Below are 11,603 nucleotides of genomic sequence, written 5' to 3' on the forward strand. Positions count from 1 at the left end.
TTTAAAGTAGTAAAATTTTACAAAATTAAATTTTACTACTACGACTTTTATTACGATCGCGCTGCGATATGTAAATTTAAAAGCTCCGCGCAGTAAAATTCAGACCGTCAAATTCTATATAGCCGACAAAATTCCACTATGCCAAATTTTAAAAATTTTAAAAATTCGGATCCGTAAAATTTTGCAAATTCCGAAATTTTTAAAATTCTGCGAGCTCTCTTAAAAGCGCGGATCGCTCACAAACCAATCATCGCGCCGGCGAGCAGCCGCTGCGCATCACAAAGAGTCACTATTTTGCGGATCTGTTCGCAAGCTGCTCGCGCGGCCATGAAGTGCGCTTTGCGCCTATTTGCCGATAAAATTTTTCTGCAACCACTCCATCGCTTTTTCTTCGCTTTCAAATCTGCCGCTTTTGGCGACTTGAAACTGCCCCTCGTAGAAGCGAATTCTGATACCGTCCTGGACGCTATCTACCTTGATGCGTGTGATCCTGTCTTTGTTTAGATAGGTTCGGTCGTTTAGTTTTACAAACATCGTTCTCTCCTTTAAAATTTAATGGTTTTTATCTGCCGCTTTACTTGCGTCTTTCTCGCCCTCTTTTTTCAAAAAAAGCTCCTTAAAGCGCTCGTTTGCGTAGTTTTCTATATCGCTTTGCAGCTGCTTATATGCGGCGATCAGCTCATAAGCGCGCGCATTTAGCGTCGTGCCTGCGGCATTGCCGCCGCCTTGCTTGGTGCTAAAGAGCTCCTCTTGCAGATTTTTTTGTAAAATTTGCAGATGGCTCCAGCACTTTTTATAGTTCATCCCCAAAACCTCGGCGGCTTTAGAGATAGAGCCCGTTTGAGCGATCACATCTAGTACTTCGGTTTTGCCCTTGCCGAAAATGAGCTCGCCCTGCGCATTTTCGATCCAAGTTTTTGTTTTTACCCTCATTCTTTTGCCTTTCTTCTCCTTAAAGCAGCCCAGCTGACAATATTTCACGTCTATGCCGTGCTCCTTAAGCGTAGAGCGCACCGTATCGAACCCTACTCCGCCGCTAGCTACGGCGCGGGCGTCACGGCAAAAAATCCGTCTTTTCTCATCCAAAAGCGGATCTAGCTTTTGTAGCGCCTTTATGCTACCTCCGCTGCATTGCAGCTTGCCGAACTGACCGAGTTCGCAGCGATCTATCCGTATCCCTTCGCGCGCCGCGAGATCTCCTACAACGCCTGCATCTACGCCTAATTTAGCAGCGATCTTAAATGCCGCGCCGCAATCGAGCTTGCCGCTCGGATTTAATAAATTTAAAATCAGCCTTTTGATCTCGCTTGCTTTTTTATCGTCTATTTTGATATCTATCTCCATGCCGCCCTCTTAACTCAAAATTCTTTCTTCGCCGCTATAAACGTTTAAATTTTCGCCGCGCGCGAAGCCGCAAAGGGTAAGATCAAATTTACGCGCTATCACGACGCCCAGGCTCGTAGGAGCCGTGCGCGAAACAAGCGCGCTAATGCCGCTCATCACGGCTTTGGCGACCATTTCGGAGCTTAGCCTGCCGCTTACCAAAAGAAGCGAGCCCTGAGTATCGCACCCCGCCAAGACCGCTTTACCGACCGATTTATCGATAGTATTGTGCTGGGCGATATCCTCGCCGATAAAATACTCACCACTCGCGGTAAAAAGCTTTGCGGTGTGCACGCAGCCCGTCATCTCATAAAGCTCGCACTGCGTGTAAAACTCGCTCATCAAATTTAAAATTTCATTCTTATGAAATTTAGCGTCCGAGCGGACTTTGCGCGCCGCCATCGCCTCAGGATCGATATTTGCGGTAGAGCTGCGCCCGCAGCCGCTGATGATGACCTTTTCGGCATCGAAGCTATTTAGCCGCTTTTCGTTTATCTCGCCGCAAACATTCACGCTAAGCCCGTCCGGCGCGAGCTCTATGCTCTTTATGTGACTTGGATCCGAGATCAAATTTTCGCTCAGCAAATAGCCTATCGCAAGCGCCTTCTGATCGCTCGGAGTCGCCATCAGCGCGCCGAAGCGCTTGCCGTTTAGTAAAATTTCAAGCTTAATCTCGCGAACCAAGATATCGCTTACGATCCTTCTTTCATCGCCTTTAAATTTAACTATCTCCGCCCTATAAATCGGCTCCATAGACCTTCCTTATTTTAATTTCGCTCGTATCGTAGTGAAATTTTGCTTAAATAGCCTTAATTCGCCGAAGTAAAGCCGTCGTACCGAAGCGGAATGCGTAAATTTAAATCGCTCGCATTTTTGAATTTAAAAAATCGCGTGGAAAATTCCACGAGCCGCTTGCACTGTGCGCGCAAGCGGCTATGAAGCGCCCGCGAAGATGAAAGTTAATCAAATTTAGCCGTAGCTGCGATTAAATTTCATCCTTGCAAAGCGGGCGGAGCTTGCCGCCCAAACTACTTATGAACCGGCGATAGATAAGGTTTTTCAGAGTGCATCGACATCTCGTTTTGTCTTCTGAACTCGATAAACTCGCTCTCGCTAAGCTTTCTGATATTTGCGATCGTCATCTTTAGCGGCGGGATGCCCGATAGCGGATCCAGATCGCCCGCATGCACGAGCTCATTGCCGTCGGCCTCGCTGTAATGGAAGGTCGTAAAGATCGTGCCCTCTTTTAGATCCGGATTTATGCGCAGTTTCGCCGCGATCTGGCCGCGCTTATTTTTGACGAGCGCATAGCAGCCTTCGGTAAGCTCGCGTTCGCGTGCGATGTCGGGGCTTACCTCGATGAGCGCGCCTTCTGCGCCCGCGCCGTACTCTAGCGCGCGACACTCTCTCGTCATCGTGCCCGTATGGTAGTGATAGACCTTGCGCCCGGTCGTAAATAAGCACGGATAGACTTCATCCGGAATCTCGCTAAGCGCGCCGCTTCCCACCGGGTAATCATCCGGAATTTTCATCTTGGCTCTAAAATCGGCCTCCGCTTTAGCGCGCTCTTTTTTATCGTCCACATAAAGCACCGGCACCATTCTAAATTTACCGTCAGGCAGCATCGATTTATGATCCACGTAAAGCACCGGCGTGCCTGGATGATCTTCGTCTGGGCACGGCCAGCTGATGCCGCCTAGCTTGCCGAGTCTGTAATAACTAATGCCGCCGAAAAATTTAGGCATTAGCAAACGCACTTCGTTCCAAATTTCTTCCGCGCTTAAAAAATCAAACCCTTCAAGCCCCATTCTTTGCGCGATATTGCAAACGACCTTCCAATCAGGCTCTACGCCAGGAGCCGGCTCGCTAGCCTTGCGCGTGCGCTGGACGCGGCGAGAGGTGTTGATAAAGGTGCCGTCCTTCTCACCCCAGCCTGCCGCAGGCAGCACGACGTCGGCTTTCTGCGCGCTTTCGGTAAAGAAAAGATCCTGCACGATAAAGCAATCCAGATGGTGCGTCGAGTGCACGAAGTGCTCCGTCCAAGGATCGCTCATTACAGGGTTTTCGCCGTAAACGTAGAGCAGCTTTAGCTCGCCGCTATCCATCTTATCGGGTGCGATCGTAAGTTTAAAGCCCGGAGTAGGATTTAGCTCGAAGTGCCATACTTTGCGCGCCTGCTCCTGAGCGTAAGCGGAATTTACCGCGCCTGCCGGGATGACGTTAGGTAGCGCGCCCATATCGCACGCGCCCTGGACGTTATTTTGACCGCGCAGCGGATTGACGCCCGCGCCTCTTTTGCCTAAATTTCCCGTCAAAATGGCTAAATTTGAAAGCGAGAATACATTCGAGGTGCCGTCGCTAAACTGCGTGATGCCCATAGTGTAGCAAATCGCCGCCGCGCCCGCTTTGGCATACATTCTGGCAGCCTCCGCGATAAGCTCTTTTTTTACGCCCGTTTCACGCTCGAAGCGCTCAGGCGTAAAGTCCTTAACCACCTCTTTTAGATACTCGTAGCCGTGCGTGTAGTTTTTGATAAACTCGTCGTCTTGCAAATTTTCGGCAATGATAACGTGCATAATGGTATTTAGCGTCTTGATATTCGCGCCCGGCGGGATTTGCAAGAAAATATCCGCCTTTTTCGCCATATCGGTACGCTTCGGATCTACTACGATCATCTTCGCGCCGCGCTGCAAGCCTCGCTGCATCTGCATAGCGATGATCGGATGGCACTCGCTCGTATTGGTGCCGATGAGCAAAAATACGTCCGTATCGGTAGCGAATTCGACCAAATCGTTCGTCATCGTTCCGTTTCCTAATGTGTTGGCAAGACCTGCCACTGTAGGAGCGTGTCAAAGACGGGCGCAGTGATCGACGTTGTTGCTGCCCTGAGCGCGGAAAAATTTCTGAAAAACGTAGTTGTCTTCGTTGTTTGAACGCGCCGAGCTAAAACCCATTATCGAGTTTGAGCCGTATTTTGCGACGGTCTCTTTAAATTTAGACGCTACGAAATCGTAAGCTTCCTCGAAGCTTACCTCCTCGAGTTTGCCGCTTCTATCAAATACTCCGTTTTTCTTACGGATCATAGGTTTGGCAAGGCGTTTTGGAGAGTTTACGAACTCCCAGCCGAACATACCTTTTAAGCATAGCTCACCGTCATTTACGTGGTGGGCCTGCGTAGGACGTGCGTTTACGATCCTGCCGTCTTTTACGACAAGATCGATACCACAGCCGGTACCGCAATAAGGACAAGTCGTTTTCACGATCTTTTCTCTGGATTGCATGATACTCCTTTCAAGAATTTTGATTACGGAGCTATTATACTTATTAGATTATAAAAGAATTTTTAAATTAGTGAATTTTTTTAAGCAAAATTTAAGCAATATGCAAATCTTGCATATTAAATTGAATAGTTAAAATTTGCGCTTTTGCTTCGATAACGACGGCGTTTGCACGCAAATTTTATCGCTTAGCGCAAAAGACGCTTTCTAAGCTAAATTTTAGAATTCCGATGGAATTTTAAAATTTCAAGATGCTTTTTCTCTAACTATAAATTTAGCTACGCAAGTGGGCTTGGAATTTTTGCAGCAAGCCATTTCGTCGCAAACGCGCCGCGAATTACGGCTCGTAAATAATCAGCGCGATTAGAATATAAAATTTGCCTTTAAATTTAATCCTTTGCGCCCACGAGCAAAAACGCGAGCGGGCAAAAAGCCGCGAAGGCGTGCTGGGCATTGCGCTTTACGGGCGACATTTTCATAAATTTAAAAGCGCCTAGCGGCGCAAGCCCTACTCGAATTCTATCTTTTTTAGATAGTCGTATAAATTTAACACCGCGATAAATAGCGTTAAAATCGCAGGCCCCAGGATCACGCCCCAAAACCCGAACGTGCTGATGCCTGAAAGCATTGAGAAGAAGATCAGCATCTCGTTGATGTTTGCGGGGTTTTCGACTAGGCGCGAGTTGATAAATTTGATCACGAGCGGCTTTACGAAGCTGTCCGCGAGCGTTGAGATCAGTATCACGCAATACGCCATTATCACGATCGCGCCCGAAGTGCTGCCCCCCGCTAGTACGTATAGCGCGGTAGGCACGTAGATAAGCGCACCGCCGACTGCGGGGATGAGTGAGCAGAAGGCGAAAAGCACCCCCATCAGCAGCGCGTCAAAGCCGAAGATCCCTGCGATGATCGAAAACAAAAAACCCTGCAATACGGCGTTGAAGATAGTCGAGTAAAACACGACGCTCATCGTATTTGCCGTCTCGGAAAAGATATAATCGATCTGCGCGGGCTCGACGGGTAGAATTTTTTTAAAAAAGCGCTTGAAGCTCTCGCCGTAGAGGTATGCAAAAAAGCAAAACACGATGATAAGCACCATATCTACGATAAATTTCGCGCTGGATTTACCGACGACCGAGAGATAGGAGATGATCTGCTTAGCTAAGCCCGCGACGTCCAGGTTTGCCAAAAACGAGCGAAACTGCGTATCAAATTTCTCAAAAGGCCCGGGCAGCTTGATGTTTAGGCTCTGAACGTAGCTAAGCGCATCGTTTAGGCGCGCCATATCGAAGCTCGCGGCGTTTTTGGCGATCTCGATCACTGCGTAGATGAAGGGCACGAAAAAAAGCGCGCAGAGCAAAAACAGGCTAAGCACCGAGGCTAACGTGCGCCTGCCGCGGCACAGCTTCGTTACTTTAGCGTGCAGACCCGAGGTCGCCACCGCCATCAGCACGCCGATTGCGATCACCATCAAAAACGGCGAGAACAGATAGATCACGCAGCAAAACATCAGCAAGGTTGCGCCGATAAAAAATATCTTGTTCGTCTTCGCGCGCCCAGCCTTGGCAAGGCCTGCTTTCATACCCGCAGCGGCTCCCGAAGCGGCGGCGTCGCTAAGCGCGGAAATATTAGCCGAGAAGGTTTCGTTGGCTTCGACAGCGTCGTTAAGCGCGGAAGCACCAGCAGATGAGGCCTTGTCGGTTTTGACCCGGTTTTCGCTTTGATTTTCGACGGCGGTTTTAGTCCCGCCTTCCGCGGCACCTAACGCAGCTGCGTCTGCTTTATCAGCGTCGGTATTTGCTTTAGCGGCTTTAACCCCGCTTTCAACACCGACATTGGCTCCACTTCCGCTTTGATTTTTGGCACCGATTTCGGCTCTATTTTCAGCAGCGGTTTCGGCTTTGTTTTTGATGGTCGCTTTGGCTTCGGCAGCGGCTTCGATTTTACCTTCAGCGTTATTTACAGTCTGATTTTCGGTGAAATTTTGCGCCTCGCTTTTGGCGTTATTATCGGCGTTGTTTTGAGCCACGTTTTCAGCCAGATTTTCGTTGCAGCTTGCGGCGTTGTCTTTTGGCGTCGGCAAATTTTATCCTTTTGAAATTTGATGACGTATTTTATAAATTTTTTTATCAGATTTCGATTAAATTTTGAAATTTAATCGAATTTACGAGCGGCGTTCTTGCGCGTTTTCGCATACGGCGCGCGACGGCGCAGCGGGTATGTTTATTAAAATTTCGAAGTAAAATTTAAAAGACTAAAGGCGGCGGGCTAGCGATGAAGCACGCGTTCAAGCACCCGCCGAGCAAAACAACACATATGTGACGCGCGACGTAAACACACCGCAAGAGACCCGCAAAGCCCGTCTAAATTTAAACTAAAGGGAAAGCGACCGATAAAATAATATTTTAGGCACCCGCCGAGCCCGATTAAATTTTAAACCAGCAGATCACTCCTCAAACAGATTTCTCTCCACGACCTTTAGCACGCGACCGAGCGCCTCGCGCGCCTTATCGGTTGCGATGCGGCCCTTGGCGGTCTTTTCGATGTAGCCGTTGGCGAGCAGATAGGGCTCGATGACGTCCTCGATCGTGCCCTCGTCCTCGCTAAGCGCCGCCGCGATCGTGCTAAGCCCCAAGGCACGGCGCTTAGCGTCAAATAAAATTTCCAAATATTTTATATCCATCTCGTCAAAGCCCTGCTCGTCCACGCCCAGCGCCTCGAGCCCTTCGCGTGCTCGATCGTGCGAGATAGTGCCCTCGTCGCGCACCTCGGCAAAATCGCGTATGCGGCGCAGCAGCCGTAACGCAATACGCGGAGTGCCGCGAGAGCGACGCGCGATCTCGGCGCTGGCGTCGGCCGCGCTCTCCTTCCCGAGTTTAACAGAAGCGATCTGCACTATCCGCGCAAGCTCGGCATGCGTGTAAAACTGCAAACGAAACTGCATGCCGAAGCGATCCCGCAGCGGCGCGGAGATCATGCCTGCGCGCGTCGTGGCGCCGATGAGCGTAAAGTGCGGAATGTCGATCTTGATGGTCTGCGCGGCGGGACCCGAGCCGATGATAATGTCGAGGCGGAAGTCCTCCATCGCCGAATATAGCACCTCCTCGATCGCGGGGCTTAGGCGGTGGATCTCGTCTATGAAAAGCACGTCGCCGCTTTGCAGGTTCGTCAAAATCGCCGCCAGATCGCCCGCCTTTTCGATCATCGGCGCGGCGGTGACCTTGATAGCGGCGCCCATCTGAGCGGCGATGATGTGCGCTAGCGTGGTTTTACCGAGCCCGGGCGGCCCGTAGAAAAGCACGTGATCAAGCACGTCGGCGCGCTTTTTCGCCGCGGCGATCGCGATGGCGAGGTTTGATTTGATCTTCTCCTGCCCCACGTAATCCTCGAAGCTCGACGGGCGCAGCGAGCTCTCCACGCTCTCATCGAGCTGCATCTTTTCGATCTCTACAATTCTGTCCATAATCTCTCTTTAATCGTTTTTAAAATTTTAGCAAGTGTAGCGAAAAATGGCTAAATTTTGACAATTTTAGCAAGGCGCCGTCTTTACGAGCGAGATAAAATTTGCCGCGCGGAATTTTAGGTACGCGCTTAGGGCTAGGGCTAAAAAGCAAAGCACCCGTCGTGAAAGACTGCGGAATTTTACCGCGGCGGGTTTAAGACCACGCTCATGCCGCTACGCCCGCTATGCTTTAGTGCGGAATTTTAGCGTAGCAGTTTCAAGACTGCGCGCGGATCACTAACTGCGCTAAATTTTAATGCGTAGAATTTGATCGCGTAAAATTTAAGGCTTTGAGCGTTCGCAAGCAGCGATTGCGGAGCAAGCGGTGCGAAATTTGATCGCGTAGAATTTAATGGTAAAAATTTGGCTGTTTGAAAAATACGCGCGGGATTTTACGACGTGAAATTTGGCGCTGGAATTTTGCGATATTAAATTCGGCGCCTGGAATTTTGCAACGTAATTTTGCCTCGTAGAATTTTAATGCGGATCTTATTTTTGCGCCAGCGAGACTTTAAATTCTACGCTTCAAGCTTAGCGGCACGCAGCCGTCTGGAATTTTATCTCGCGCAATCGGTTAAAATTTCGCAATAAATTCTGCGTAGAATTTTATGCAGAATTCTGCCTTGCGCGGCTAGGTAAAATTTCGCGCGACATTTCGTTTTTCAAGACGACTTAGAATTTAGCGTGAATTTTAAAATTTGCCGCTAAGCTTAACGCGGGCTCGTGCGATTAAATTTAGCCGTGCAATCTCGCGACGCCTTATCGATCTCTCTCTTTGATCAAGACACTTTTATTGTCGTCGTCACTCTTACAAAGCACTCTATAATCTGATATTTCAATTGCGTATAAAAACACTACGCCGTCCTTTTGAAATTTCTTCGAGCAGCCCTTGGCGTGTAGCTTGGCGAGCTTCGGGCTATCTAGAGCATAAAACTGATAGCTATCGGTGTAGTGCTCCACGTATCGGTAGGTGATCTCTGCCCAAGGCACCCCGCTATCGCCGCTTCTATTTAGCACGATGGTTCTGGCGTTTATCGCCGCGAGCTTTGATTTTAGCTGCCCAAACGTCTTTTTGTCCCAGCCGATGAGCTTTAACCCATCGCCGATATCCGGCACATTATCCCTGAAAATGGAATTTGAATAAAATTTCGTCTTATTGCCGTCCAAATCGATCCAAATATACTCGTCGCCGTATGTGCTCTGGATCGTAACGCGCAAATTTTTAGGGAAGTTGCGATCTGCAAAAGCTAACAGGTCTAGGAATTTCTCGCGATTTTGCTCGTAGTTTTGCATCGGCGGGGCTTTATCCAGCTCTATTGCGTCGCGACCAACGAAAAAGAATTTAAAATACAAACTATCGCCAAAATCGGCAGCACCTTTACGCAAAAGAGCAAGCCCAGAGCCACGGCTATGACGATTTTTAAAACTTTAGCCGAATTTTCTCCTTAAATTTTATAAGCCGTTTGGGCCTGACGGCTAGTTTATGCCAGAATTCTGCGGCCGCGTGCGTAAAATTTAGCGCTCGCAGCGTATTTTAGAGCTGCGGCGTGAGAGCGCTCACAAAAAAGCGTCGCGCATTGCAGTCGGCGACAGAAATAAGCACCCGCGTGCAGAAGCGCGCGAACTCTCGCACGGCGCCGCCCGTATAAAATACCACGCAGAGTATTCTCTCAAAGCGCCTACAATCTCTCGCACTAGGTAAAGCGCTCACAATAGCTCGCGCCGAATAAATTTTAAGCAGCGCGAGCTGTTTACGTAGCCTGTGACGCGCGAAAACGAAGCATTGTTTTAAGGCAAGCGGAGCTTTATCGCTAGAATTTCGGCGCGTAAATTTTAAAATTTAGTCAAATCCCGCTACTGCTTGTATTCAAACTCCTCGCTCGGAAAGCCCCCCTCTTTGACTTCGCGCGCGTATTCGTGCACCGCGCCTTTTACAAGCTCGGCGCCTTCCAAATAGCGCTTAACGAATTTTGGTCGAAACTCCGTGAAAAACCCGCACATATCGCTCCATACAAGCACCTGTCCGTCTATGCCGGCGCCCGCGCCGATGCCGATGACGGGCACGTCGGTGCCGAGCGCCACTTGATTTGCGACTGCGGAAATCATCCCCTCTACAAGCAGCAGTACTGCGCCCGCCTCGACAAGCGCTCTAGCGTCGCTTAAGACCTCGCGCGCGCCCTCTTCGCCGCGCCCGCTTACCTTGTAGCCGCCCATAAAGCGCGAAAACTGCGGCTTTAGCCCGATGTGGCTCATCACGGCGATACCGTTTCGATTAAGCAGCGCCACGGTATCTGCCATATGCGCGCCGCCTTCGATTTTGACGGCATCGCAGCCGGTGCTTTCATAGACTTTGGCGCAGTTTTGTAGCGCGAGCTCTGGCGTCGCGCATGAGCAAAACGGCATATCCACGACCATATACGCTCGCTTTAGCCCCCGTCTTACGGCGCGCGCGTGATAGATCATCTGCTCTACGCTTGCGCCTAGGGTCTCAGAGCGCCCGCCGAAGCTCATATTTAGGCTGTCGCCTACGAGTACCATATCGACTTCGTCGTCGAAAATTTTAGCAAAAAGCGCGTCATAGGCGGTGATCATCACGATCTTTTCGCCGGATTTTTTCATCTCGTATAATTTAGAAAGCGTGATTTTTGACATTTTGGCTCCTTTGCTCGGTTAAAATTTGAATGCAATTTTAGCATAAGCCGAATTTGACATTTATAAAATTTTAAAGTAAAATGCGCGCGCATTCTTTCGGGGGTGACTTGGCTTCGACGGGAACGGATGGGTCAAGGCGGCATGTCGCTTTGGATACAGCGTATAAAATCCAAACTAAATTTAAACGCAAACAACGTTAAATTTGCTCCTGCTTACGCTAAAGCTGCGTAAGTCCAGTCGAGCCCTGCTCTGCGCCGATGCTATCTAAGCGCGGCGGCGGGTAATCTGTGATAGCGTAGCTCTGCGGCGTGACGAGCCGTAGGGTGAAATCCTAGTCTTTGCGCCGGCGGGTCGTTTTGGAAAGTGAGCGAGCCTGCGCGAGAACTTCACTTTTGCTAAACATGTAGAGGCTTTGGTCGTTTGTTTTCGGACTGCGGTTCAATCCCGCACACCTCCACCAATTAAGTTATCTTTAAGCTTTAATCACTTCTTTTTAGTTGTATTTGGTTCCGGCGCACAGGCGCCTATCTTAAATTTTAGTCGTTCAGGCCTCTTTCATTTTTATTTTAGATATAATCTTTTCCGAAATATTAGGGGGTTTATTGAGGTCTTTTTCGCATTATGGGTTTTTCCATATGAACAAAGCGTATATTTTGCCCAAATTCGGAGGTAAAAACGGTCAAGAGCATCAAAAAGTACAAGACACAATACGCAATATTATAGAAGAGAGGAAAAAGAGATGAATAAATTTGTTGTGCTGTCATTGGCATATGTTGCTTTACTAGCGG

At 49.3% G+C, this 11,603-nt stretch carries 8 protein-coding genes and 1 other RNA gene; 1 reads left to right on the forward strand and 8 read right to left on the reverse strand.

What is annotated here, in order from left to right:
- Positions 1–345: 345 nt before the first annotated feature.
- From Q0438_RS00830 to panB, 8 genes are all read right to left on the reverse strand, one after another.
- Positions 346–534: a hypothetical protein gene (locus Q0438_RS00830; RefSeq protein ID WP_005869215.1), complete on the reverse strand. Its 189-nt coding sequence runs from the start codon at positions 532–534 to the stop codon at positions 346–348.
- An 18-nt stretch (positions 535–552) separates the two neighbouring features.
- Positions 553–1,344 carry a LysR family transcriptional regulator gene (locus Q0438_RS00835; protein ID WP_299186230.1) on the reverse strand — a complete coding sequence of 264 codons (792 nt, stop codon included), beginning with the start codon at positions 1,342–1,344 and terminating at the stop codon, positions 553–555.
- Between the two features lie 9 nt (positions 1,345–1,353).
- The gene (fdhD, locus tag Q0438_RS00840) at positions 1,354–2,136 is read right to left on the reverse strand and encodes a formate dehydrogenase accessory sulfurtransferase FdhD (RefSeq protein WP_299186232.1); all 783 of its coding nucleotides are present in this window, start codon (positions 2,134–2,136) and stop codon (positions 1,354–1,356) included.
- 275 nt (positions 2,137–2,411) lie between these two features.
- Complete coding sequence (locus tag Q0438_RS00845) at positions 2,412–4,664, reverse strand: molybdopterin-dependent oxidoreductase (protein ID WP_299186234.1); 2,253 nt, start codon at positions 4,662–4,664, stop codon at positions 2,412–2,414.
- Positions 4,665–5,169: 505 nt separating this feature from the next.
- On the reverse strand, positions 5,170–6,744 hold the full coding sequence (locus tag Q0438_RS00850; RefSeq protein ID WP_299186237.1) for an AI-2E family transporter: 1,575 nt from the start codon (positions 6,742–6,744) through the stop codon (positions 5,170–5,172).
- 363 nt (positions 6,745–7,107) lie between these two features.
- The gene (gene ruvB / locus Q0438_RS00855; RefSeq protein ID WP_299186241.1) at positions 7,108–8,124 is read right to left on the reverse strand and encodes a Holliday junction branch migration DNA helicase RuvB; all 1,017 of its coding nucleotides are present in this window, start codon (positions 8,122–8,124) and stop codon (positions 7,108–7,110) included.
- 798 nt (positions 8,125–8,922) lie between these two features.
- On the reverse strand, positions 8,923–9,516 hold the full coding sequence (locus tag Q0438_RS00860) for a hypothetical protein (RefSeq protein WP_299186243.1): 594 nt from the start codon (positions 9,514–9,516) through the stop codon (positions 8,923–8,925).
- A 501-nt stretch (positions 9,517–10,017) separates the two neighbouring features.
- Positions 10,018–10,815: a 3-methyl-2-oxobutanoate hydroxymethyltransferase gene (panB, locus tag Q0438_RS00865; protein WP_299186245.1), complete on the reverse strand. Its 798-nt coding sequence runs from the start codon at positions 10,813–10,815 to the stop codon at positions 10,018–10,020.
- A 98-nt stretch (positions 10,816–10,913) separates the two neighbouring features.
- Between panB and ssrA the strand changes: the two genes are divergently transcribed.
- Positions 10,914–11,275: a transfer-messenger RNA gene (gene ssrA / locus Q0438_RS00870) on the forward strand.
- The last annotated feature ends 328 nt before the right edge of the window (positions 11,276–11,603 follow it).

This window comes from uncultured Campylobacter sp. (assembly GCF_938030785.1).
GTDB lineage: Bacteria > Campylobacterota > Campylobacteria > Campylobacterales > Campylobacteraceae > Campylobacter_B.

Coding starts and splice junctions, on each gene's coding strand:
- Q0438_RS00835 (WP_299186230.1), bottom strand. CDS start 1,344: ATGGAGATAGATATCAAAATAGACGATAAAAAAGCAAGCGAGATCAAA.
- ruvB (WP_299186241.1), bottom strand. CDS start 8,124: ATGGACAGAATTGTAGAGATCGAAAAGATGCAGCTCGATGAGAGCGTG.
- fdhD (WP_299186232.1), bottom strand. CDS start 2,136: ATGGAGCCGATTTATAGGGCGGAGATAGTTAAATTTAAAGGCGATGAA.
- Q0438_RS00830 (WP_005869215.1), bottom strand. CDS start 534: ATGTTTGTAAAACTAAACGACCGAACCTATCTAAACAAAGACAGGATC.
- panB (WP_299186245.1), bottom strand. CDS start 10,815: ATGTCAAAAATCACGCTTTCTAAATTATACGAGATGAAAAAATCCGGC.